General features: G+C 37.0%; 20 protein-coding genes and 5 tRNA genes. 7 read left to right on the top strand and 18 right to left on the bottom strand.

Going from position 1 to position 23,217, the window contains the following annotated elements:
* Nucleotides 1–24 precede the first annotated feature (24 nt).
* The 4 genes from RAH34_RS09990 to RAH34_RS09975 all read right to left on the bottom strand — a co-directional run bounded on the left by RAH34_RS09990 (nucleotide 25) and on the right by RAH34_RS09975 (nucleotide 3,949).
* Nucleotides 25–2,049: a flotillin family protein gene (locus RAH34_RS09990; protein WP_306596021.1), complete on the bottom strand. Its 2,025-nt coding sequence runs from the start codon at nucleotides 2,047–2,049 to the stop codon at nucleotides 25–27.
* A 123-nt stretch (nucleotides 2,050–2,172) separates the two neighbouring features.
* On the bottom strand, nucleotides 2,173–2,829 hold the full coding sequence (locus RAH34_RS09985) for a hypothetical protein (protein ID WP_114819573.1): 657 nt from the start codon (nucleotides 2,827–2,829) through the stop codon (nucleotides 2,173–2,175).
* A 3-nt stretch (nucleotides 2,830–2,832) separates the two neighbouring features.
* On the bottom strand, nucleotides 2,833–3,534 hold the full coding sequence (locus RAH34_RS09980) for a PspA/IM30 family protein (RefSeq protein ID WP_306596020.1): 702 nt from the start codon (nucleotides 3,532–3,534) through the stop codon (nucleotides 2,833–2,835).
* 19 nt (nucleotides 3,535–3,553) lie between these two features.
* Nucleotides 3,554–3,949 carry a YbjN domain-containing protein gene (locus tag RAH34_RS09975; protein ID WP_114819575.1) on the bottom strand — a complete coding sequence of 132 codons (396 nt, stop codon included), beginning with the start codon at nucleotides 3,947–3,949 and terminating at the stop codon, nucleotides 3,554–3,556.
* 122 nt (nucleotides 3,950–4,071) lie between these two features.
* Between RAH34_RS09975 and RAH34_RS09970 the strand changes: the two genes are divergently transcribed.
* A complete protein-coding gene (locus RAH34_RS09970; protein WP_306596018.1) occupies nucleotides 4,072–4,698 on the top strand; it encodes a helix-turn-helix domain-containing protein in 627 nt (208 codons plus the stop codon).
* A gap of 63 nt (nucleotides 4,699–4,761) precedes the next feature.
* Here RAH34_RS09970 and RAH34_RS09965 read toward each other — a convergent pair.
* The 5 genes from RAH34_RS09965 to RAH34_RS09945 form a co-directional block, all read right to left on the bottom strand.
* A tRNA-Leu gene (locus RAH34_RS09965) sits at nucleotides 4,762–4,845 on the bottom strand.
* A 76-nt stretch (nucleotides 4,846–4,921) separates the two neighbouring features.
* Nucleotides 4,922–5,003, bottom strand: a tRNA-Leu gene (locus tag RAH34_RS09960).
* A 120-nt stretch (nucleotides 5,004–5,123) separates the two neighbouring features.
* Nucleotides 5,124–5,207: transfer RNA gene (locus RAH34_RS09955), tRNA-Leu, on the bottom strand.
* Nucleotides 5,208–5,213: 6 nt separating this feature from the next.
* Nucleotides 5,214–5,289, bottom strand: a tRNA-Gly gene (locus tag RAH34_RS09950).
* A 4-nt stretch (nucleotides 5,290–5,293) separates the two neighbouring features.
* Nucleotides 5,294–5,375, bottom strand: a tRNA-Leu gene (locus RAH34_RS09945).
* A 178-nt stretch (nucleotides 5,376–5,553) separates the two neighbouring features.
* On the opposite strand from RAH34_RS09945, the gene RAH34_RS09940 reads away from it, so the two are divergent.
* From RAH34_RS09940 to RAH34_RS09925, 4 genes are read left to right on the top strand one after another with little or no spacing between them, the layout of a single operon-like run.
* The gene (locus RAH34_RS09940) at nucleotides 5,554–5,931 is read left to right on the top strand and encodes a DUF3127 domain-containing protein (protein ID WP_114819779.1); all 378 of its coding nucleotides are present in this window, start codon (nucleotides 5,554–5,556) and stop codon (nucleotides 5,929–5,931) included.
* Between the two features lie 60 nt (nucleotides 5,932–5,991).
* On the top strand, nucleotides 5,992–6,645 hold the full coding sequence (gene aat, locus RAH34_RS09935; protein WP_114819577.1) for a leucyl/phenylalanyl-tRNA--protein transferase: 654 nt from the start codon (nucleotides 5,992–5,994) through the stop codon (nucleotides 6,643–6,645).
* Nucleotides 6,632–7,510 carry a DMT family transporter gene (locus RAH34_RS09930; RefSeq protein ID WP_114819578.1) on the top strand — a complete coding sequence of 293 codons (879 nt, stop codon included), beginning with the start codon at nucleotides 6,632–6,634 and terminating at the stop codon, nucleotides 7,508–7,510. Before aat ends, RAH34_RS09930 begins: the two co-directional genes overlap by 14 nt.
* 47 nt (nucleotides 7,511–7,557) lie before the next feature.
* The gene (locus tag RAH34_RS09925; RefSeq protein WP_306596017.1) at nucleotides 7,558–8,424 is read left to right on the top strand and encodes a hypothetical protein; all 867 of its coding nucleotides are present in this window, start codon (nucleotides 7,558–7,560) and stop codon (nucleotides 8,422–8,424) included.
* 45 nt (nucleotides 8,425–8,469) lie between these two features.
* Here RAH34_RS09925 and RAH34_RS09920 read toward each other — a convergent pair whose 3' ends face one another.
* From RAH34_RS09920 to RAH34_RS09885, 8 genes are all read right to left on the bottom strand, one after another.
* Nucleotides 8,470–9,852, bottom strand: a complete 1,383-nt coding sequence (locus tag RAH34_RS09920; RefSeq protein ID WP_114819580.1) for a tetratricopeptide repeat protein — start codon at nucleotides 9,850–9,852, stop codon at nucleotides 8,470–8,472.
* A 207-nt stretch (nucleotides 9,853–10,059) separates the two neighbouring features.
* A complete protein-coding gene (locus tag RAH34_RS09915; RefSeq protein WP_306596016.1) occupies nucleotides 10,060–11,028 on the bottom strand; it encodes a zinc-binding alcohol dehydrogenase family protein in 969 nt (322 codons plus the stop codon).
* Between the two features lie 661 nt (nucleotides 11,029–11,689).
* Nucleotides 11,690–12,268 carry a Crp/Fnr family transcriptional regulator gene (locus tag RAH34_RS09910; RefSeq protein WP_306596015.1) on the bottom strand — a complete coding sequence of 193 codons (579 nt, stop codon included), beginning with the start codon at nucleotides 12,266–12,268 and terminating at the stop codon, nucleotides 11,690–11,692.
* A 49-nt stretch (nucleotides 12,269–12,317) separates the two neighbouring features.
* Entirely contained in the window at nucleotides 12,318–13,700 is a 1,383-nt protein-coding gene (gene glmM, locus RAH34_RS09905; protein ID WP_306596014.1) for a phosphoglucosamine mutase, read from the bottom strand.
* Between the two features lie 69 nt (nucleotides 13,701–13,769).
* Nucleotides 13,770–14,786: a DUF4421 family protein gene (locus tag RAH34_RS09900; protein ID WP_306596013.1), complete on the bottom strand. Its 1,017-nt coding sequence runs from the start codon at nucleotides 14,784–14,786 to the stop codon at nucleotides 13,770–13,772.
* A gap of 217 nt (nucleotides 14,787–15,003) precedes the next feature.
* Entirely contained in the window at nucleotides 15,004–17,037 is a 2,034-nt protein-coding gene (gene feoB / locus RAH34_RS09895) for a ferrous iron transport protein B (RefSeq protein WP_114819585.1), read from the bottom strand.
* The gene (locus RAH34_RS09890) at nucleotides 17,037–17,291 is read right to left on the bottom strand and encodes a FeoA family protein (protein WP_114819586.1); all 255 of its coding nucleotides are present in this window, start codon (nucleotides 17,289–17,291) and stop codon (nucleotides 17,037–17,039) included. The genes feoB and RAH34_RS09890 overlap by 1 nt, the downstream gene beginning before the upstream one ends.
* A 133-nt stretch (nucleotides 17,292–17,424) precedes the next feature.
* Nucleotides 17,425–18,324, bottom strand: coding sequence for a GLPGLI family protein (locus RAH34_RS09885; RefSeq protein ID WP_306596012.1), 900 nt, complete (start codon nucleotides 18,322–18,324; stop codon nucleotides 17,425–17,427).
* Nucleotides 18,325–18,505: 181 nt separating this feature from the next.
* On the opposite strand from RAH34_RS09885, the gene RAH34_RS09880 reads away from it, so the two are divergent.
* A complete protein-coding gene (locus RAH34_RS09880; RefSeq protein ID WP_306596011.1) occupies nucleotides 18,506–19,003 on the top strand; it encodes a DinB family protein in 498 nt (165 codons plus the stop codon).
* 51 nt (nucleotides 19,004–19,054) lie between these two features.
* On the opposite strand, the gene RAH34_RS09875 is transcribed toward RAH34_RS09880, so the two are convergent.
* Entirely contained in the window at nucleotides 19,055–21,829 is a 2,775-nt protein-coding gene (locus tag RAH34_RS09875; RefSeq protein ID WP_306596010.1) for a carboxypeptidase-like regulatory domain-containing protein, read from the bottom strand.
* A 451-nt stretch (nucleotides 21,830–22,280) separates the two neighbouring features.
* Between RAH34_RS09875 and RAH34_RS09870 the strand changes: the two genes are divergently transcribed.
* Complete coding sequence (locus RAH34_RS09870; RefSeq protein WP_114819589.1) at nucleotides 22,281–23,162, top strand: cupin-like domain-containing protein; 882 nt, start codon at nucleotides 22,281–22,283, stop codon at nucleotides 23,160–23,162.
* Nucleotides 23,163–23,217 lie beyond the last annotated feature (55 nt).

The raw sequence follows: 23,217 nt of genomic DNA, 5'->3' as shown, positions 1-23,217 counted from the left end.
ATCATTAATTATCTAAAGCATTACTTAATAAACATGGTTGTTGTTCACCGGTTTGTGCTCCACTCCCAGGTGTTTAGCCATGTCCATCGCTCTTTCCAGAATTCCCTTTTCCTGTTGATTGGCTACGCCGTTCAGTTTAAAAATCAGGGAAGCAATGCTCATATTTTTGATGTCATCGGAGGAGATTTTATATTTATCCACCATTCCCATCACTTTTCCGATGATGTTTTCTCCGTCACCCAGAAGGTTTTCTTTTACAATCTGTGCATTTTCGCTGTGGCTGATGAATTTATCCAATCCTTTTCCTGCAGAAACTTGTCTGATAACGTTGTCGAAGAAAGTATTATCACCTCCTACGATATCAATTTTTGCAGATTTGAAAGCTTCCGCCAGTACCATAGACTGTGCTTCTGCAATATCTTTCTGAATAGCGATCTGAGCCAGTTCCACATCTTTTTCTTTTGCCAATTGAAGACGGAATTCTTCGTGGTCTTTTCCGGCATCGTTCAGTTTCTTCATGGCTTCTGCTTTCTCTGTGATTCCTGCTGCTTCTGCCAATGCTTTTTCTTTGATGACTTCTGCCTGGGCAATTCCTTCTTTTTTATTGGCATCAGCTTTTTTCTCAATAACAGTAGCTTCTGCCACACCTTGTCTTTCTGCAGCATCTGCTTTCGCATGCATTACCTGAGCTTCTGATAGTCCTACGGTTGCTTCTTCTTTTGCTTTCGCATCTGCAATAATCTTGCGTGCTTCAGCTTCTTTTTCTGCAGCATCTCTTTTCGCCTGTGCTTCAATTACATATTTCTGCGCATCTTTTTCTGCTGCCAATCTGCGGGATTCTGCAGCTCTTGTTTCCTCAATCAGCTTTTTCTCTGCTTCCTGAGTGGCAACGGTAATTTCTACCTGCTTGTTTCTTTCTGCTGTTTTGAAGGCTTCCAGATCTTTGATTCCCTGCTGTTCTTCCACTACAGTTTTCTCCATGGTTAAACGCTCGCGGATGGCATCCTGAATACTTTTCTTCTCCAGTTCTATTGCTTTTTCCTTTTCAATCTGAGCCAGAGAGACAATTCTTTCTCTTTCTGTTGCTTCAAGGGCTTTATCTTTTAATACTCTTTCTGTTTCTACCAGATCTGCACGTTCTTTATTTTTGGCAGCAATAACCACCTGACGAAGTTTATTTTCTTCTGCAATCTGTAGTTTTTCTTCTGTAGCAATACGAACAGTTTCGTATCTCAAGCGTTCTTCTTCTTCTACTTTCAGAATTTCTGCATTTTCGCGGGCTTTGATATTGGCAACCTCTCTTTTTTGAGATTCTTCTTTTTCTGCCAGCTGTTTTTCAAGTTCCAGAATGGCTTCTCTGGCCTCTACATTTTGTTTTGTAATGGTTTTTTCTTCATCACGACGAACCTGGTTGGCTTTAATATTTTGAGTAGCTGTCAGTTCGGTAATTTTCTTAATCCCTTCAGAATCAAGGATATTATCTTTATCTAATTTATCAATTGAGGTCTGCTCAAGGTAGTCTATCGCACAGTCATCCAGCACATATCCGTTAAGATCTGTTCCAATGATATCAAGGATTTCCTGACGGAATTCACTTCTTGCTTCGTATAATTCTGTAAAATCGAATTTCTTTCCTACCGTTTTAAGAGCTTCTGAAAATTTAGCTTCAAACAATTCTCTTAATGTCTGGGCATCCGAAGCACGCTGACAACCAATCGTCTGACCTACATTTACAATATCATCTACTGATTTGTTGACGCGGATAAAAAATGCCACCTGAATATCTGCTCTCATATTGTCTTTACAGATCAAGCCTGCTCTTCCCTCTCTTGAAATCTCCAGTTTTTTTACGGAGATATCCATAGATTCCATACGATGGATAATGGGAATGACAATACCGGCATTAAAGAAGACTTTTGTACCTCCATAACCAGTTCTTAAAATAACGATTCCCTGAACGGTTTTTTTATACATCGATAAAATCCAGAAAATCAATCCGATTGTTGCTACGACGGCAACAATAATTCCAGCAATTAAAGGTAAGTTCATAGTTTTATAAGTTTATAGTTTATATAGATGTGTTTTTTTGTTTTATAAGAATTGGAAGATGATTCCGAGGATACAATTCAGCAAGATCAAAAAAATAGTCAGCATGGTTATTAGTTTTTTATTTTAATATCTTATTGATTTCTGTACGTAGTAAATCCTTTTTTCAGGTTCTTCATCTACAATCATAACCCGGGTTCCGTGCTCCAGCCTGCTACCGTCCTGGCTTCTCACCATCAGCGTCATAGGATCGCTTCCGATGAAGACTTCCATCATTCCTATTTTATCATCCTGAATGCTGGATTTTAGACGTCCTTCTCTTCCTAAAAAGGCATAGGACAATTCCCCTTTATGATTGATCTCTTTAAAAAAGGGATTCAGGGGCTTTAGGATTATTTTGGTTAATAGCATTCCCCCAATCATCATTGGAAAAAGAATCAGTATTCCTGCCCATGTGGGAAGTGGAATAAAATAATTCAGATAAAATGAGCCCAGCCAGGTAATCAGCAATGAAAGTGTTAGAAAATATGTTACCGGAACAATATCCAGATTCAAAAATTTCAGGAAATGCATCCAGGCTGAAGGATCATGATCAGGAGCGTGGAGATGACCATCCGGAACTTCTATATCTGCATCAGCATCCAGATCGGAATGAATGCCTACATCGATATCCAATCCTGTAAGAATGGTAAAGATCCAGTAGACCACTGATAATCCAAGAAGGACGGTCAGCACCGTATTCACCGGAGAAAATGCTATAGTTAAAAATTCCTGAAAGGTCATATATTAGCCTTTTTTAAGGGTTTCTTTTAATCTGTTTAAAGCTTCTTCAGCTTTTGTATCATTACTGTTTACCATGGCATCGATCTCTTCATCAATGCTTTTTCCTGATTTTGAAAAATCAGAATAGGCTTCTGCAAGGACTTCCTGCTGTACGACACGATCCTTCAGTTTTTCCAGCATACTCACTGTACTTCCGGTGTCCATCTGGGTCATCTTCTGGTTGATATCTTTCGTGGCTTCACTTACCTGAACTCTTGCTTTCAGGGTTTTCAATTCGTTTTCCCATTTGGCAATGCTTGATTTCAGATGGTTGATACTGCCCTGTAACTTTTCGCAGTCATCAAACAGTTTTTCATGTTCTTTATGAAGAGCTGTTGCATTTTCCAAAGAAGAGGTCTGTTTTTTCAATGCTTCTTTAGCAAGGCGGTCTGCCTCAGCAGTTTCCACTTCTCCTTTTTCTGCTTTCTGAACAATGACTATGGCTTTATTATAATAGTCTTTTGCGGTTTCCTCTGCTGTCTCTGCTTCATTCTTTTTGCGTATGGCAAGAGCTTTCAACTGGGCAAGAGCTTCTATACTTTTTCCCAGCTGTTCTTTCATTTCACGGATACCCTGTTCCGTTAAATTGATCGAGTCTTCAAAGCTGTCGATCACAGAATGGATTTCTGCTTTTCCTATCGTTAACAATCTTTTAAAAATGTTCATTTTAAATATCTTTTGTGAATTACTTACTCATTTCAAGCATTTCTGTTGTAAATTCCCCCACAAGGATCCCTAAAGAGTTGATGGAAGCCATCACTTCGTTTTGTGCCATATTATCGGTTGGTAGTGTATCTCTGAAAATCACTCTTCTTCCGGTTGCGTCCAGTACAAATGCTCCGTGAACGATGTCTCTGTTTTTCTGAAGGAGTCTCAGAAATATTTTTTCGGATGGATTTTTGATTTCAAAAAGGAACTGTTCCATGATCAGAATAGAGTCTGATATTATAAGGATCATGTTTTTTATCCCGTTGGATTCTTTTTCGATGATTAAGATTCTCTGAGCCTCATCTTCCAACGTGATGTTAAACTCATAATCTAACAACCACTCTTTGACCGTTCTGAATATTTGATTTCTCATGATGGCTGGTTTAGTGTTTTATTTTTCGTCTACACAAATATAAAATAAAATTTTCAAATTGCAAATATTATTAGCAAATAATTGTTTCAGATTCTCTATCTTTGCAAAAAAGATTAGACAAAATGAGCTTCTTTGGAACTAATATTAAAAAAATAAGACAGGTAAAAGGACTAAGCCAAAAGGCTTTTGCTGATTTATTTGATTTAAACAGAGGAGTGATAAGCTCTTATGAGGAAGGACGTGCCGAACCCAAGATAGAAACTATACTAAAGGTAGCGAATCATTTTAATCTTAATCTTGATAAATTACTGACAGAAACCCTTCAGGTAAACCAGTTAGTAAGCGTTTCTGATATAGACCAACTGATGCTTTTCCCGGAACTGGCTATTCAAAACAGCAAAGAAGCAAAGACAAATACAGAAGAAAATAATCCAAGCACGGCAGTATTGCAAAAAATATTAGCATTCGTTGATATGGTCTATGAATTTACTTCTGAAAAAACTTTGCTGCCACAATATGAATACGGCGATATTCTATTTCTGAACAAAGCAGATCCGAAAACAGAACCTATCAGCAACCTTCTTATTTATCAGAACGAAAACCTCATGTATCATCCTGATAATCAGAAAACAAATAATAAAGAACAGGAATATTATAAGATTGCAGGATATGTTTCTTTAGGGGAGAAAAATATCTTCACCAGTATTTTTGAGAGGCTGGAAAGACTGGAACGTAAAAACAGAATCTAGCAAACTCTTATTAAAATAATAAAAACAAAAAAAGCCCTCCGTAATCTCTTACAGAGGGCTTTGTACCCCAGACGGGACTTGAACCCGTACGTCCTTGCGGACACAGGATTTTAAGTCCTGCGTGTCTACCAGTTCCACCACCAGGGCATGGTGTGGGCAAAAAAAAAAGATTCGAACCAAGGGTTCCAACCTTCTTAAAAACTCCAGAGAGTTTTTCGAATAGTGCGGATGAAGGGACTCGAACCCCCACGCCTCACGGCACCAGATCCTAAGTCTGGCGTGGCTACCAATTACACCACATCCGCTGGTTTTGCTGATCTGAATACTCAGATTCAACCTGATTTCTTACAAATATAAGATTTTTATTTAAAGAACTCTCTCTATTAAAACAAAAAACCCTCCGTAAGATATTACAGAGGGTCTTGTACCCCAGACGGGACTTGAACCCGTACGTCCTTGCGGACACAGGATTTTAAGTCCTGCGTGTCTACCAGTTCCACCACCAGGGCATGGTGTGGAGCGAAAAACGGGATTCGAACCCGCGACCCCAACCTTGGCAAGGTTGTGCTCTACCAGCTGAGCTATTTTCGCATAGTGCGGATGAAGGGACTCGAACCCCCACGCCTCACGGCACCAGATCCTAAGTCTGGCGTGGCTACCAATTACACCACATCCGCTGGTTTTTTATATTGTAAGTTTTAAAGAGCTTGCTTCGTTTTTGTGAGTGCAAATATAGGACAATTTCCTTTACTACCAAACTTTTCAGGAAAAAAAAATAAAATTTCCATATTTTTTTTTCATGCCTTCTTTTATTACATTTCATTTTCATACTTTTACATCGTTAATATTTACGATATGGAATTACAAGGAACGGTAAAGAAACTTTTTGATGCTCAAACATTTGCGAGCGGGTTTCAAAAAAGAGAAATGGTTATTTTGACCCAGGAACAGTATCCACAGCCGATAAACATAGAATTTTTATCTGATAAAATCAGTTTATTAGATAACCTTAAGGAAGGAGAAAACGTAAAGGTAGGAATCAACATCAGAGGTAGAGAATGGGTTTCTCCGCAGGGTGAAACTAAATACTTCAACTCTATTACAGGGTGGAGAGTAGAGAAAGTTTTTGACAATGGTTCTGAACCTACTCAGGCAACGCCTCAGCAATCTGCTTCTCCTGTTTCTAACGAGAATCCGTTTGCCGGAGATGACGATGATGATTTACCTTTCTAATTAAAGAATAAAAGATCAAATATAAATCCTGCTTTTTGAAGTGGGATTTTTTTTCTAAAAATGGTCCGATTAGACGAAAACGAGATTTCATTTCCCGACCCTGAGCTGTATGATGGCCATGAGGGAGTGGTTGCTTTTGGCGGCGACCTGTCCGTGGAACGTATATGGTTTGCCTACCAGCTGGGTATTTTTCCCTGGTACAATCCCGGAGAAGAAATTCTTTGGTGGTGTCCGGATCCAAGGTTTGTTCTTGTTCCTGAAGAATTAAAGGTTTCGAAATCCATGAGAAAGATACTCAACAGGGATGTTTTTACTTTCTCTGAGAATAAGAACTTCAGAGAAGTGATCAAAAACTGTCAGCAGGCTATCCGAAAGGGACAGTCAGGAACGTGGCTTTCTGATGAACTGATGGAGTCTTTTATCCAGCTGCATCAATACGGTTTGGCCAAAAGCATTGAGGTGTGGCAGAATGAAGAACTTGTAGGAGGTTTTTATGGGCTGCAGATTGGAAACGTTTTCTGTGGGGAAAGCATGTTTGCAAAAGTAAGCAATGCTTCTAAAGCTGGGTTTATCCACTTTGTAGAAAGCCATAAAGATAATCTTGAATTAATTGATTGTCAATCTCATACCGAACATCTGGAGAGTCTGGGAGCAAAAATGATTCCCAAAAAAGAATTTCTAAAAATCTTACACGAAAATAATGAACGCAGATAAAGAAAAATGGGTTCTTCTGGTTATCCTGAGTATTATCTGGGGATCATCCTTTATTTTGATCAAAAAATCGCTGGAGCACTTCAATCCGTTTCAGGTTGGGTCTTTAAGAGTTCTTATTGCCGGCATTATTCTGCTTCCGGTGGCTATCTCCAATTACAAACTTTTCCCTAAAAAGCATTTAAAATGGTTAATTCTGGCTGCTTTTACCGGGAATTTCATTCCGATGTTTCTGTTTCCGATCGCTGAAACGGAAATAAGCAGTAGTATTGCAGGGATTATCAACTCCATGATGCCCATTTTCGTGATTATTGTTGGAGCTTTGGTCTGGAAGTTTGAAACAACAAAAAAACAGATTGTGGGCACGTTAATAAGCTTCACTGGAGTCTGTATTCTGGCGTTTGGTGGTGGAGACAGCGGAGATTTGAAAATGATTCCGATTCTGTTGCTTTTATTGGCTACTCTGTGCTATGCATTGAGTACAACGACTGTAAAATCAAAGCTGATGGAGGTATCTTCCACCGTTTTATCTGCTTTTGTATTCTCTTTTGTTTTGTTGCTGCCTTCCATTATTGCTCTTACAGGTACAGGATTCTTTTCGGAATTCAGTTTTTCGAAGGATAATCTGATGGGGCTCATGTTTGTCAGTCTGTTATCTGTTTTCGGAACCGGGCTGGCCATGATGATGAATTATCGTTTGCTGAAAGTTTCATCTCCCCTTTTTGCTTCCACGGTGACTTTAGTGATGCCTATTGTGGCTATTATCTGGGGCATAATAGATGGTGAGCAACTCACTTATTTACAATTTATTGGAGCTGGAATTATAATTGCCGGGCTCATCTTTTTAAGAACCAATCCAAAAAAGTAAAATCATATTATAAATTAAATTATATTTGGATGATTTAACTTATAACTATGAAAAAACTTCTACTTTTTGGTTCTTTGGCCTTATCTGCAATTTCATGCTATAGCTCTGATGATACCCCTTTTGATAACAGTGATCCGTCTAATCAAAACGTAATTCTTCCCACGAAGATGACTATGGATGGTATTGTAATGAAAATCAATTACAACGGCACTAAAATCATCAGTATGATTAACAACATTAATTACGGACAAAGAGTGGAGTTCTCTTATACCGATGATTATGTTTCCGGGATTAAACATTACGAAAATAATGTCCTTGAAAGTACTGTAGAATATGGATATTCTAATGGACGCATGGCTTCAGCTGTCATAAAGGAATACTCCACTACCGGAACTGTACAGAATACGGTTACATTTACTTATAATTATACCAGTAATACCGAAATCAATGTAAAAAGACAGACCAATTCAGGCGTTGGAGGATCCTCTACCATTAACAGTGTTTTTACTTACAGCAATGGAAATATGGTAAGCAGCGTAGGCTCAGGAACCGGAACCGTCAATGGAAATACAGTTAATTATACGGAAAAAGAGACGTATACCTATACTGATAAAAATTATCCTTTCAAAAATGTAAAAGGTTTTGACAAAATCATATTCAACGGAAATGAGAGCAGTGATGGGATAAGTATGCTATTTTCGAATATTAAGAACAGCTTAAGCACTTACAAAGGAGAGTTTTCCAATACTACAGCTGGAGGAGGAATAGCAACCGGAACGACGTCTCACAAGTATACAACTACTTTTAATACTGCCGGTTATCCATCAGAAGAGAGCAGACAATCTCTTGATATGAACGGAAATGCAAACACCAGTGCTCCGGACAAATTTTTCTACGAATACAATTATCAATAAAAAAAACCTGCATTTCTGCAGGTTTTTCTCTTATTTTAGATTACTCTAGTTCTTTTTCTTCACTTTACTGGCTTTTACCTTCTTCACTTCGTCTTTAATGAAAGGATATTTTTTCTGCATATCCTTAGCTAAAGAAGGATCAAGTTCCAATGCTTTTTGAAGAGATTCCATTCCTTTATCCTGGTCTTTCAGATTGTAAAAACAATTGCTCAGCTGATAAAACAACTCTGCTCTGTAATGCTTTTTAATCGCTCTGTTCAGCACAGTTACCGCGTCTTCATACTCTCCTACCAACATCAAAACTTCCGAATAGGCATACCAGTTGTAGAACCTTGAAGGCTCTGCATCCACCAGTTTTTTAAGACAGGAAAGACTTTCTTCAAACTTCCCTGAATCGATGAATAAAAACGCCAGTCTTTTCTGGTAATCCAGATTGTTTTCATTCAACTGGGTCGCTTCTTTGGCAAAATGCAATGCTTCAGACATTCCGCCCATTTCTTCGTAAAGATAAGACTGTTCCATCATCGCAAGATAAAACTGAGGGTCTTCTCTTAAAGATTTCTGGAATGCATTTAAAGCTAAAATAGGCTGTTTCAAGGCCTTATTGCATAATCCGATCTTATAAAAAGTAAATGCCTTTGTGTATTCCAGCTCCAGCATCTCTTCATACGTTTCGATGGCTTTCTGGTATTGTCCCAAAGCTTCATAACAGGCTGCTTTATTGGCATATACTCCTACAGAGTTTGAGTTGATTGCCAGTAAATAGTCGTAGCCTCTTATCGCTTCATCATAATTTTTTCTGTTGAAATAGAATTGTCCGTATTCAAACCAGGCGGTTTCAGAATAAGAAAATTCGTCTAAATATTCATTAAGAAAGGCAATAGCCTCCTCACTCTTATTCAGGTCACTGAAGCACACCATACAGTTTTCCAGTGAATATTCATCCATAGGATCCTCCTTCAGTGCTTTTCTGTAATGTTTAAGAGCGTTAAAAGGATCTCCGAGATTCACATATTCATCCGCAATAAAGTTGTGGAGAAAGTTTTCTTCTTCCTCTAATGTTAAAGCTTTTTTGCAGATTTCAATGGATTTTCTGGGATTTCCTAAGTTCGAATAATACTTGGCATAACAAACCAAAAAGTCTGTATTCTCCATAGAAGCGCCTTTCAGTTCGTCAATAAGTTCTTTCGCCGTATTATACTCTTCCCACTCCAGAAGGATCTCAAGTTTTTTGATCTTGATATCCAACGAATTAGGGTGAAGCTTTAGTCCATAATTAACAGCCATGTCAGCGTAATTAAAATCACCAAGCTCCAAATAATAAACAATAATGTCTTCTAACTCTTCTGTATCAAAGTAGAATTCTTCATTGTTTTCCATCATTTCTTCGAACTTTTTTACAAGTTCATTTCCAAAATACTCTTCCAATAGTGTCCTCTTTGTCGGCCCAACGCTTGAATTTGCTTACAAACCTCGGCAAACGTTTAGTTAATAATACATCTGAAACTGATATTCAAATATTTATGCAAAGTTGCAACTTTTTTTTGAATTTTCCATTTCATTAATTTCTATTATAAAAATAGTAAAAAAAGAAAACCGATAAAAGGATTGTGGATAAAAAAACGGAGATTGTGGTTAAATTCTTACAACAAGGCGTTTTCCGCTTTGTAACTCAGCATTCCATACAGCTTCGATATTTTTTATATCAACGTCCTGAGTTTCCATTTTAATTTTTCCTTCTACGGCTGCCTGAAACATTTCCGGGATAATTTCTGAAAAAAGAAGGGCCGATTCTTCTTTTGTCCAGCTTCCCAATCCTGATCCTGAAATCTGAATATCTGTACCTCTGAGGATCTGGGAAGACAGCTGAATGGTATCTCCGCTCATTCCTCCTATCGTTACAAGCTTTGTCTTATGGGAAAAGGTTCCGTCTCCTTTAAAAGCAGACAAGATCATTTCTACAGAGTGTCCCCAGATATAATCTATGATAATATCCACCGGAGTTTCCTTATGAATGTCTTTTATTTTTTGTTTAAAAGCATTGTCCTCCAGTTTTAGAGAAACGACCTCATCAGCCCCCAGCTCAAGTAAAGACTGCAGAGACTCTTCATTTCTTCCGGTAACAATAATCTTCTGTGCTCCATATAATCTGGCGATCTGAACAGCAATTCTGCCTGTAATTCCTGTTGCCCCGTTGATCAGAACGGTGTTGCCCTGCTGTATTCCTGCCTTGAATTTTAGTGCCATTGCTGATCCCATCACTGCATTTGGTAATGCAGCAGCCAGAGAAAAATCCAGTTCATCAGGAATTGGAATGATCATCTTTTTATCGGCTGCAGCTTTTTCAGCGACTGTTCCTTTTTTGCTGAAAAAATAAACCTTACTTCCGTTTTCAAGGTATCCTGCTCCATCTGTCCCGATAACCGTCGGCTGGTGTTCCTGATTTTCAGTTGAGTAATGATTTCCTCCTGCCCTCGCTCTGTCGAGATTTTTAATCGATGCGGCTTTTACTGAAATCAAAATTTCATTTTCCTGTACTTCAGGTTCCGGGAAATCTGCATATTGAGGAGTGCTTCCTTTTTCAAATACTACGGCTGCTTTCATTCTTTTAATTTTTATACAAAATTAGGAGGGGAGAAGGCTGTAAAGCGATAACATTTGTTATGAGTTTTTGGAAAGGAAGCAGGAAGTGGGAGGCTGGGAGTTTATAAATCCAGTAATAGAGTTGAAACGCTGCGGTCGCTAGGAAACATAATATTGTTATTATTATTTGTTCGCAAGGGCACTTCGTTCAGCAAAGAATAGCGACCATTGCTTAGTGGAACGCCTTTGCCAGCATTTTCAATAATAAAGATTATTCTTTGCGGACGTTGCGTTAAAAAATTAAGTGAATTTTGCGGAGGACGCTAGGGAACAGGATATTGTATATTATTTTTGTTCGCAAGGGCACTTCGTTCAGCAAAGAATAGCGATCCTTGCTTAGTGGAACGCCTTTGCGAGCATTTTCAATAATAAAGATTATTCTTTGCGGACGTTGCGTTAAAAAATTAAGTGAATTTTGCGGAGGACGCTAGGGAACAGGATATTGTATATTATTTTTGTTCGCAAGGGCACTTCGTTCAGCAAAGAATAGCGACCCTTGCTTAGTGGAACGCCTTTGCGAGCATTTTCAACAATGCATATTATTCTTTGCGAGTTTAGCGTTTAAGATGAGTCTGAATTTATGCAGTTCTTTTTAAGCTTCTGATTTCCATTTTCCAACCTCTTAAAGTCCATCTTTCAATATTTTGCTTTTGATCCTGCTGAGATGTACGGTAGTAATTCCGAGATAGGATGCAATATAATGTTGTGGAACTCTTTTGATAATCTCGGGTTTTTGTTTAACCAGGTTCAAATATCGTTGTTGCGGAGTATCTTTAATAAATGAAAAGAAGTGTTTCATATAATCGAATACCCTTTCAAAAAGAGCATCCATAAAAAGATTTCTGAGTTCAGGGTTTTCGTAGACTTCTTCCAGAAAAGCGTCCACATCAGGTTTATTAATTTTGTATAAAATACAGGGTTCTATGGTCTCAAATGAAACCATACTTGGCAAACCTTTTTTAAAGCTTTCAAGAGAGGAAAACATTGTGTTCTCAGGGAAAAACTGAAAGGTAACATCTTTTCCGTCATTATTATACCAGGCTCTTACCATGCCTTTTTCAAGATAATAGGCATTGCAGGAAACTTCACCTTCTTTTAAAAGCAAAGTCTTGGCAGGAACATCCATACGCTGGAAGCTGCCCAGAAATTTTCTCCACTTTTCTTTAGGGAAAGGAAATCTGTTTTTAATATGTTCAAACATTTCTGGTATAAAAAAAGAACGGACTGTTTGTCCGCTCTTCCTGTATTTATTAGACTAAACTCTTGATTTTAGCAATAATATCATCTCCTAACTGATCTGCTTCTTCCTGAGATTTAGCTTCAGTATAAATTCTGATGATAGGCTCTGTATTGGATTTTCTAAGGTGAACCCAGTTGTTTTCAAAGTCTATTTTTACACCATCTACTGTGGAAACTTCTTCATTCTTGTATTCCTGCTCCATTTTGCTTAAGATCGCATCTACGTCAATCTCCGGCGTAAGCTCTATTTTCTTTTTACCCATAAAATAGGCTGGATATCCAGCTCTTAATTCAGAAACGGTCTTGTTTTCTTTGGCTAAATGCGTTAAGAATAATGCTACACCTACTAAAGAATCTCTTCCGTAATGCAATTCCGGGTAGATAATTCCTCCGTTTCCTTCTCCTCCGATGACAGCATTTTTCTCTTTCATCAAAGTAACAACATTTACTTCTCCTACAGCACTAGCAAAGTATTCTGAATTGTGGGTTTGTGCTACATCTCTCAATGCACGGCTTGAAGAAAGGTTGGAGATTGCTACTCCATTTTCATTTTTCAACAGGTAATCTGCAACGGCTACCAGGGTGTATTCTTCCCCGAACATTTCTCCTTTTTCATCAATAAGAGCTAATCTGTCTACATCAGGATCTACAACGATTCCTAAATCTGCATTTTCTTTTTTCACAAGATTACAGATATCTCCCAAATGTTCTTTCAAGGGTTCAGGATTGTGTGGGAAATGTCCTGTAGGTTCACAATATAATTTGATGGTTTCACAACCTAATTTATCTAAAAGCATTGGAATAGCAATCCCTCCTGTAGAGTTTACGGCATCAAGAACTACTTTAAAATTCTTTGCTTTGATTGCTTCCACGTCTACCATCGGTAAATCCAGAATCTGCTGAATATGGATATCAAAAGCATCGTCTCTTGTTTCATATTTTCCAAGATCGTCCACTTCTGCATAATTGAAATCTTCACTTTCCGCCAAAGCCAGTACTTCAGCTCCGTTTTCACCACTGATGAATTCTCCTTTTTCGTTTAAGAGTTTAAGAGCGTTCCATTGTTTAGGGTTATGAGAAGCTGTAAGAATGATTCCTCCGTCTGCATTCAGTTCAGGAACCATTACTTCTACTGTGGGTGTTGTAGAAAGACCCAGGTCTACCACATTAATCCCTAATCCCTGCAATGTAGCTGTAACTAAAGAAGAAACCATCTGGCCGGAAATTCTGGCATCTCTTCCGATGATAAGGGTAAGATCTTTTTTGTTTTTATTATTCTGAAGCCAGGTTCCGAATGCGGATGCGAATTTTACCACATCCAGTGGTGTTAAGTTATCATTTACTTTACCACCAATGGTTCCGCGAATTCCGGAAATAGATTTTATTAATGACATGATGTTTTTTTAATTTATTTTGTTCTTACTGAATTTTCCAACGCAAAGATACTTAAAAGACCCTTCAACTTATAGAACCGGAATCTTTTTTTGGACTTTATTATAGGTATTTTTCACAACTTTCGGTGGTGCAAAACGATACCCTATGTATAACAGCCCATAAAGGTTATTATTCTCTACGGTTTGATTATTTTTCTGATCGTAGGCATAATTTTTAAAATTCATTTTCCCCCCGAACAGAAACCGGTCGGTATTATAACCTATATGAAGACCTCCCTGCATTCTTATAGTGGCATATTGGGCATCTTGTTTTATTGATCCGTTATCAAGCTCTCTGTAACTGGAAAATTTTCCTCCGACCCCGACAGCCAGATAAGGAGAGATATTGACATTTTTTCCAATGACCCAATTGTAGAAATATCCTATATTCCCGCCAATATTATATTGTGTTTCTTTGCTTTTTACCTCGTTAATTGTGTTTCTGAAAACGGTAAGATCATAATCCAGAAAGGGTATCCAGCTTCCACTGCTTTTCCTTTGCCATTCTCCTTGTGTATAGATACTTCTTGCTGAAAAATTCTTATTGAGAATATAAGATGTAGATCCACCAAAAGTCTGTACTCTTAAATCGGGAAACTGAATGTAGGGATCTATTCTTTCCTGCCATTCGGGGGACAGATCTTTCATGTTTTCCACATAGAAGCCTTTTACATTTTTATAATAGACATTCTGAATGAATCTTCCCGGAAAAAACCTGAAACTTAAATCGGTATAAGAGCTTTTCCCTTTCATTTCATCATCATTATTTCCATCTAAAAACCGGGGCGCAAAAGATATTGTTGCACTTATTATTCTATAATCGATGGAAAAGGAAGTTTTCGTTTTATTGTTGATGGACAGAATTGTCTCGTTGGTATTCTTCCCTTCTCCTTCTGAAAAAACATAGCTTTCGATGTTGGTATCAAGGTTCACACGAATCATCACCTGGTCTGCATAAGACTTGGTATTTGCGGTATCTGACTGTGCTTTTACCTGAAGAGCTGATAAAGAAAATAATACGAATAATACTGCCTTTAAAAAATTCAAATCGAATAATTTACATTAGAAAATGAAATTACTACATTTTTTTCAATTATCCGGTAAACCCAATATTAAGAACAGCCGCAATCCTTATCGCAGTTGGTTCTTTTGGAACTGAATTTCTTTGGCGCGAAATTCTTTTTAAGTACTTTAAATAAAGAGTAACAGGCGAATGCTACAATTAATACAATAAGTACGTACTGAATGATTAATGATGAGTCCATTACTTTAAAATCTGATATACTATCATCGACACAAAATATGCCAAACCTGTCATCATAACTACCTGAAAGCTGGTCCATTTCCAGCTTTTGGTTTCTCTGTAGACTACTGCAAGTGTGGAAACACACTGCATTGCAAATGCGTAGAAAAGAAGAACCGAGATTCCCGTAGCAAAACTGAAGACTTTTTCTCCGTTGGGTTTTACATCTCTTCTCATTTTATCTATTACTTTCACTTCGGGAGCATCATCTTCCAAACTATAAAGGGTAGACATTGTTCCTACAAAAACTTCTCTTGCTACGAAACTGGTAAGGATTCCGACCCCCATTTTCCAGTCGTAACCAAGCGGAGCAATTACAGGTTCTATTCCTTTACCCATCTTAGCAAGGTAAGAATGATCAAGATGAACATCAGTCGCTACAAATTCGTTTGTTTTCTGGCTTGGCCCGAAATAGCTTAAAAACCAGATGATGATACTTACGATGAAAATTATTTTTCCGGCTCCGGTAATGAAGTCCCATACTTTTCCTAAAACCATTTTAAAGTCATATCCGAAAAGTGGCTTTTTGTAAGCTGGAAGATCCATTACAAGATACGTTTTTCCTTTACTTTTAATAAATCGTTTTAAGATTGCTGCAGAGAATAAAGCGACTAAAAATCCAAGGAGATACATTCCCATAAGGACCAGTGCTTTGTATTTAATTCCTAAAAATGTTCCTTCTGAGATAATCAGTCCGATAATGATGCTGTACACAGGAAGCCTCGCAGAACAAGTCATAAACGGTGTTACCAATATCGTAAGCAATCTTTCTTTTACGTTTTCAATATTTCTTGTAGAAATTACGGCCGGAATAGCACAGGCAGTTCCTGATACAAGGGGAACGATACTTTTTCCGTTAAGCCCGAAAGGACGAAGCAATCTGTCCATCAGGAATACGACTCTTGCCATATATCCTGAATCCTCTAATAAATAAAGGAAATACAAGAGAATTCCGATCTGTGGTGCAAAAACCACAATTCCTCCAATTCCGGGAACAATTCCGTTTGAAATCAATGAATTAATTGGTCCTTCCGGAAGATGTTCGCTTGTAAACGCTGCCAGCCATGAGAAGGTCTCTTCGATCCAGTTCATCGGGTATTCCGCGAGAAAGAAAACACTTTGGAAAATAACCAGCAGAATTGCTAAAAAGACTACATAGCCCCAGAATTTATGAACTAAAACTTTATCCAGCTTTTCGGTTAATAATTCTTTGAACTGAGTTTTTTTAGAAATGACATCAGCCAGTATTTTGTCTACGTTCTGATATCTTCTAACGGTTTCCTGAACCTGTAATCTTTTAGGGACCAAACTTTTAGAATCAGGTTCATTGAGCTGTTCCATTACTCCGCCGATTCTTCCAAGATCAGTTCCCAATGAAAGGCTCATCCACGCTTTATATTCGTTATCGAAACCTTTATGTGCTGCCAGTTTCTGAATAAAGTCTCTATGCTCGCCCGGTGTTTCAAAAGAAAGTTGATCTGTTTTTACAAATTCGTTGTTATAAACAGCTTCTCTTACTGCGTCAATCCCGATCTGTTCTTTGGCATTGGTCTGAATAATTTTTATCCCCAATGCTTCGGAAAATTTTTGAATATCTATGGTGATTCCCCTTCTTTCTGCCTGATCAATCTGATTGACTATCAGAATCGTTGGAATTCCGAGATCCTGAATCTGCTGAAACAGCAGCAGCCCTCTTTTTAAACTTAATGCTTCAAGAATATAAACAACTCCTGCATAGTTTTTCTGCTCATCAATAAGATATTTGGAAAAAATAGCCTCATCTTCTGAACTCGGGTATACACTGTAAGAACCAGGAAGGTCGATAACCTCTACTTCTTCGTTTTTGTAAATATATTTCCCCGAATGACTTGCAACGGTAACGCCGGCGTAGTTTCCGGTTTTCTGCTTTTTGTTGCAAAGCGTATTGAAAACCGTTGACTTTCCTACATTAGGATTTCCGACTAAAAGTATCTGTTTTTTCTTGTTTTCCTGCATTAATTCAATTCTTCAACAATGATGTAATCTCCTTCTTCCTCACGAAGAGCAATCCGGCTTTTTTCTGCCCCAAATTCTACATACATTGGCCCGCTGAACGGTGCCTGATACAAAATTCTGAAAAGAGTCTCCGGAAGAAGTCCCATTTCAATAATTTTATTGGGCATTTTAAGATGGTCGTTATCATATCCCAATATCTTCCCCATTTTGTTTTTAGGGAATCCACTTAATTTATGTAATCCTTTCTCTTTCAAAGCCTAATTTTTAGTCCTGCAAATATACGCTATTTAAATTTAATCTAAATAACGTTTTGACATAAAAGAAATCACCCCAAACACATTGCTGTATCTGGGGTGATTCAAAATATAATTTAGTTGATATGAAGTCTTATTTTTTCTTCTTGTCAAAAGGCTGATCTTTTTCTATGGGATTATCATTGGATCCGAAGAAATCTTTCACCTGCTTTTCCAGCCTTTTCATGAAGTCTCCTACTGTTCCGTCTGTTCCCGGCATGGGTCTGCTCATATTTTCTGCAGTCATGTACGGTCTTGATTCTGCGAACGGATCTGCTTTGTATCCTTCGTAGGATTTAAGAAATTTTTCTTTGGATGTAGGTGTTATTGTATTGCTCATCATGCCCATCTTAGCATTGATCTTATCGGCATATGATAATTCTTCATAGTTTTCGATCTTTTTGTTTCCGCTCAATTGCCATGAATAGTTCTTATCAGTGTCTTCGATTTTTACAATTAGCCCCGGAAGTCCTTTAAACTTATAAGGTCCATCCTGAAAAGGAATGTCAGAACTAAACCAGGCTGTCCACTTTCTTCCTCCAAATTCTGTAGTTGCTTTCTGAGCATTGTATGCTCCTATTTTTTCTTTATCAGGTAAAATGCTCCATTGTAATTTCGGTTCGTCTTCGTATGAGAATAGGTTTCTGCTGATTCTATCTACATACTGAACCTTCATATCCGGATAACTTTTGATAATTTTATAAGAGAATTTTGGCCACTTTATAAATTTAGTCATGTCCTTGAAAGACTTGGTTTTCTCCATTTCTTCTATCTGAACTTTAATGATAGAATCCTGAGCCGGCATTGTATAATCCTGATAGATTGATTTCTTTGGGGCAATATCAAGAATAGTAATAATCTTATCCATTCTTGCCGAATCTTTCTTCGGTTTAAAAGTCAGTTCATAAAAGAAACGGTTCGCTGTTTCTTTAGATTCCTGAGCTCCTGCAAATGCAAACAGAGTTATCAAAAATATGGAGAATAACTTTTTCATTGTAGCAAGTTTATATAATTAGTAATCATATGTCTTCTTTTGTTACAGTTTATTTCAAATTTTATTTTCTGGCAAAAAATATTCTTCCGTTTCAATCTTTACTACTTAAAAAATTATGATTCTGTTAAAACAGTTTCATTTTTAAAACACTTACCTTTAAGTTTCTAAAAAACAAAATATTATGGACACCTTATCTCAATTAAAATCCGAACTGGAAGGAGAATTTCAAACCACCAAAAAATTTATTGAACTATTTCCTGAAGGAAAAAACGATTATGCTCCGCATGAAAAAAGTATGAAACTGATGCCGCTTGCCACCCATCTTGTAGAAGTTTTTGAATGGCCCAACACTATTTTGAAAACTTCCGAGCTGGATTTTGCCAAAGGAGACTACAAACCTACCGTTCTTTCTACAAAAGATGATCTGATGAAAAAACTGGAAGATGATTATCAGTCCGCAAAAACAGCATTGGAAAACAGTACGGAAGACGATCTGAACCCCAGTTGGACGATTAAAAATGAAGGCCATGAACTGGCAAGCTGGAGCAAGTACGGCGCGATCCGGCATGCTTTAAACCAAATCACTCATCACAGGGCTCAACTGGGAGTGTATTACAGACTAAACAATATTCCTTTGCCGGGAAGCTATGGGCCTTCAGCAGACCAGCAAAGCTTTTAATTTCAGTATATCTCAATAAAAAAACCAATCTATCAAGATTGGTTTTTTGCTTTATTTAAAATTGAATTTTACAGTAAACATCACCTGGCTAGGGCGTAGCTGAATCTTGGTGTAAGAAGAACTATTCGTTGTTTGATTGATATTATAGGTTTCAAAGAACCTTCTGTTAGCAATATTTAACCATTTAATTTCAAAATCAATTTTCTTTTTAGACCATGAAAATTGGTAAGAAATATCATAGAACGCATTCTTATATTTATTACTTCCATCACTTGTATTCACCTGATCCCAATTGAATCCAATCGTATGGTCTTCTATAGGATAGAAATAAACTGCCAGATTGTGATTAAATCCTGTATTCACACCGAGCCTGCTCTGATTAGAACTCAAGCCTATATTATCTTGTTTGTTTCTTGATAAATTAAGTGTGTAATCTACACTTGCCCAGCTAAAATAGGTGTTATTAAACTTAAGTCCATAAGTCTGAGTATTGTTTTTGCTCAAATATTGAGTGTCATCCAAGAACGCATCACTTTTTGTCAATGTATTTCCATAACTCACAGAAGCATTGGTCTTGAATTTTGGGAAGTATTTACCAACCTCAACATTAAATCTATTACTCTTTGAATGATTTTCTCTTTCAATGTATCGGATTAAAGTAGACCCCGTTGCCGCATCCAAAATTGGAGAAGAAAGCAAATTTCTTTTACTATCACTCAATGAATAATTAATATTAAAGAATAGATTGTTTAATGGGTTTCTGTATTCAATTCTTGATCCTGCCATTTTTGACGTTATTTGAGGTATCGGGTTATTAGGATCCATTACATTAAATCCTCTAGGGCTTAGTAACATGTATCCCGCATAAGCCGTTTGAATATCTCCAAAATTATTGCTGATGTTTCCATTCAAACTTGCTTTCCAGAATGAAGCAAATGAATATTGAATAAAAGCATTTGGAGTAAATGTTGTCTTATTTAGTGATTTTGAAACTCCCCTTAAATCATCTTCAGCTTTAATGCTGTTGAAATTCGCAGGAAAATTTGCAAAAATACTCCAAGATTCAGATTTATAATTAACACCTAGCGAAGCAGAAGGAACAATTTCTGTAAATTTCAGGTTGTTTTCATAAATACCATCATTGAAATTTGGCGGTACATCATTCGGTACAGAAGGATTCGGAATTGCCTGCCCATCAAAGTTTGTATTTAGCTTATCTGTAGAGAAATCAAATCCCACCTGAGGAGTGAATGTCCATCCTTTTTTAGAAAAACTAATATTTGCTGAATGTGAAGTATCTAAAGTTTTTAGTCTGAACTGTTGTAACGCTAAAGTACCTGGTGCAAAATTTACAATACCATATCTATCTTTTTCGTTAGGATCGTTCGGGTTTACCTTTGGAAGTTTGTATGGCAGCTGTAAATAACTTGCCGGATCTACTTTCAATGTCTGCTGATCATCCTGATAATTGATATATGATTTGAAATTCACCATCTTTTCTCCCCATGGAATAATAGTACTCAATGAGTTTTGGAAAGATGATGTTGGAGATTCCACTCCTTGATTTCCTGATCTTCCTGCTCTTTCAGCAAATGCCCTGTCTGCATTCCAGAATTGGCTGAAACTTGTGGTATTTTTAAAGAACCCTTTCTTAGCATTTTTGGTAAAGATCAATTCTCCTTTCAGTTTATCTGTATAAAAATTATTTCTGGTACTCATTACCACAGTGGACTGCTGGGGTCTGTCATTAGTTGGAAAATAAGTTGTTTCATTATAATCCTCTCTTTGCACTGCATTATTTGTATAATTTGCATTAACCTTTAATTCCCATTCTTTCTTTTTATCAATATTAGTTAAATAATTTGCAGACAAATAGTGAACATTATTCATCAAATACCTTTTCACTGGTAAATTTGGTGTACTTGCATTTTCTACACTTAACCAATTATTTTGCGAGATGTTACTTCTTCTTCCTTCCCATGAACTACCGAATGCCAGAATATTCCCTTCATTTTCTACCTGCTCACCCATGTTATTGGTTTTATAATTGACAACCCATTGGCTTTTCTGCCCGAAAAACATGGGGGTTAATTTTACATTCCAGAGGAAAGGTTCTAAACCAACTCCTACTTCACCTCTCCCGGTCATGGTGACAGAGTTTTTCAGTTTGATATTGATGGCTGCCTGGTCTGAAGGTACTTTATCCTGAAGGATTTTTACCGGCTGGTGGTTCTCCAGAACTTCTACTTTCTGTACGGCATCTTTAGGAAATGAATTGTTGATGGTACCGTAACCTCCTTCCATAAGGTCTTTTCCATTTACATAGAATTTGTTGATCGCATTTCCCTGGTATAGAATTGTTCCGTCTTTATTTACTTCAATTCCCGGAATCTTTTTCATTACATCTGCAAGAGTTCTGTCGTTTTTACTATTGAAAGCCTTAAGATCATAGGAAATAGTGTCACCTCTTGCAGTAATCATTTTGGTTTTCAGCTGTACTTCTTTAATTTCTGTGGCTTCAGACTGCATTTTAAAGTTCAGAGTCTGGTCACTATTATTAATCTGCTTTGTAAGAGGTTTTTGATTGAAAGCTTTCACTTTCAGATCCACGTTGGATTCAGCGGAGGTAAAAGTTACTTTATATTCTCCTTTGGAGTTTGTAATGGCGTAAGCAAGAATCGCGTCTTTACCAGGCTCTTCTATGGTTACACTGGCGCTTGGTATTGCTACCCCGTCATCATCAGTAATTTTTCCTGAAACCGTTTTCTGCGCGAAAATAAGCACAGTAAAGAATAGCATCAGAAACAAAGAAATATTTTTTTTCATACCCATTATTTGCTCAATTAGTTAATCATTGTAGTTTTTTGTTACACTTTTTATAAAGATGAATTTTGTTGTTAAAGGTTAAATCGCTATCACTACAAACATAGTGATAATTTTCAAACTTTTATATCTTTTGAAAAAAATAAATATTTTAAAACAAAATCCGGAAGGATTTGCCTTTTTTATTATGAATATATATTTCATCACAAGATTCTGTTTGGCATAACAATTCTGCAAAAGAATAGAGAAAACTATTTTTTTAATTTATGGAACATAATCTGAATAAATTTTGTCATAATTAACTATATAAAGAACAATTTTAAATAGAACTAAGGATATTAATAATCACACTCATTCTAAATAGGAAAATCTGATTTGAATCATAGATTAAAAAAAAATTAAACACTGGTACATCAATATATATTTAATAATTTTGTAACATAAAATTTATAAAATGGGAATTATTTTAAAGCCTATAGATGTTGTAGAAGACATTTCTAAAGAAGATTTCTACGAAAAATATCTGAAGCCAAGAAGGCCCGTTGTCATCAGGAATATGGCAAAAAAATGGCCTGCTTATCAAAAATGGACGATGGAATATATGAAGGAGGTTGTAGGAGATGTGGAGGTCCCTCTATATGACAGCTCAAAGGCCGATCCTTCTGCTCCCATCAACGCATCAGCAGCAAAAATGAAGTTTGGAGATTATATAGATCTTATCCAGCGAGAGCCTACTGATCTAAGAATTTTCCTGTTCGACCCCATAAAATATGCTCCAAAATTATTGGAAGATTATATTTCTCCTAAAGAATTAATGGGGGGCTTCCTTGATAAATACCCTAATATGTTCTTTGGAGGAAAAGGTTCTGTAACCTTCCTTCACTTTGATATTGATATGGCTCATATTTTCCATACTCATTTCAACGGAAGAAAACATATTCTTCTTTTTGATTATAAATGGAGAGAAAGACTATATCAGATTCCCTATGCTACGTATGCACTGGAGGATTATGATATAGAAAATCCGGATTTCACAAAATTCCCGGCACTGGATGGTGTAGAAGGCATTGAATGCTATCTGGAACATGGCGATACTTTATTTATGCCTACAGGCTGGTGGCATTGGATGAAATATCTGGACGGAAGTTTCTCGATTTCCCTAAGAGCCTGGGACAAATCATGGGCTGTAAAAGCACATTCTCTATGGAATCTTACTGTACAACGTAAATTTGATGACATCATGAAGTCTAATTTCAAAAAGAAATATATGGACTGGAAAGAGAAAATGGCGATTAAAAGAGCAGAAATAGCTTTGAAAAGAGGCTTACCAAGATAATAAAAAGACGTTTCACTTGAAACGTCTTTTTTATTTTACTTACTCAATATCAATA

Origin of the sequence: Chryseobacterium sp. WLY505 (genome assembly GCF_030846215.1) — a bacterium.
Taxonomy (GTDB): Bacteria; Bacteroidota; Bacteroidia; order Flavobacteriales; family Weeksellaceae; genus Chryseobacterium.
Note: the sequence above shows the minus strand (reverse complement) of the source record. Positions and strands in the feature narration are given on the sequence as shown.

Coding starts and splice junctions, on each gene's coding strand:
- RAH34_RS09990 (WP_306596021.1), bottom strand. CDS start 2,049: ATGAACTTACCTTTAATTGCTGGAATTATTGTTGCCGTCGTAGCAACA.
- RAH34_RS09985 (WP_114819573.1), bottom strand. CDS start 2,829: ATGACCTTTCAGGAATTTTTAACTATAGCATTTTCTCCGGTGAATACG.
- RAH34_RS09980 (WP_306596020.1), bottom strand. CDS start 3,534: ATGAACATTTTTAAAAGATTGTTAACGATAGGAAAAGCAGAAATCCAT.
- RAH34_RS09975 (WP_114819575.1), bottom strand. CDS start 3,949: ATGAGAAATCAAATATTCAGAACGGTCAAAGAGTGGTTGTTAGATTAT.
- RAH34_RS09970 (WP_306596018.1), top strand. CDS start 4,072: ATGAGCTTCTTTGGAACTAATATTAAAAAAATAAGACAGGTAAAAGGA.
- RAH34_RS09940 (WP_114819779.1), top strand. CDS start 5,554: ATGGAATTACAAGGAACGGTAAAGAAACTTTTTGATGCTCAAACATTT.
- aat (WP_114819577.1), top strand. CDS start 5,992: ATGGTCCGATTAGACGAAAACGAGATTTCATTTCCCGACCCTGAGCTG.
- RAH34_RS09930 (WP_114819578.1), top strand. CDS start 6,632: ATGAACGCAGATAAAGAAAAATGGGTTCTTCTGGTTATCCTGAGTATT.
- RAH34_RS09925 (WP_306596017.1), top strand. CDS start 7,558: ATGAAAAAACTTCTACTTTTTGGTTCTTTGGCCTTATCTGCAATTTCA.
- RAH34_RS09915 (WP_306596016.1), bottom strand. CDS start 11,028: ATGAAAGCAGCCGTAGTATTTGAAAAAGGAAGCACTCCTCAATATGCA.
- RAH34_RS09910 (WP_306596015.1), bottom strand. CDS start 12,268: ATGTTTGAACATATTAAAAACAGATTTCCTTTCCCTAAAGAAAAGTGG.
- glmM (WP_306596014.1), bottom strand. CDS start 13,700: ATGTCATTAATAAAATCTATTTCCGGAATTCGCGGAACCATTGGTGGT.
- feoB (WP_114819585.1), bottom strand. CDS start 17,037: ATGCAGGAAAACAAGAAAAAACAGATACTTTTAGTCGGAAATCCTAAT.
- RAH34_RS09885 (WP_306596012.1), bottom strand. CDS start 18,324: ATGAAAAAGTTATTCTCCATATTTTTGATAACTCTGTTTGCATTTGCA.
- RAH34_RS09880 (WP_306596011.1), top strand. CDS start 18,506: ATGGACACCTTATCTCAATTAAAATCCGAACTGGAAGGAGAATTTCAA.
- RAH34_RS09875 (WP_306596010.1), bottom strand. CDS start 21,829: ATGAAAAAAAATATTTCTTTGTTTCTGATGCTATTCTTTACTGTGCTT.
- RAH34_RS09870 (WP_114819589.1), top strand. CDS start 22,281: ATGGGAATTATTTTAAAGCCTATAGATGTTGTAGAAGACATTTCTAAA.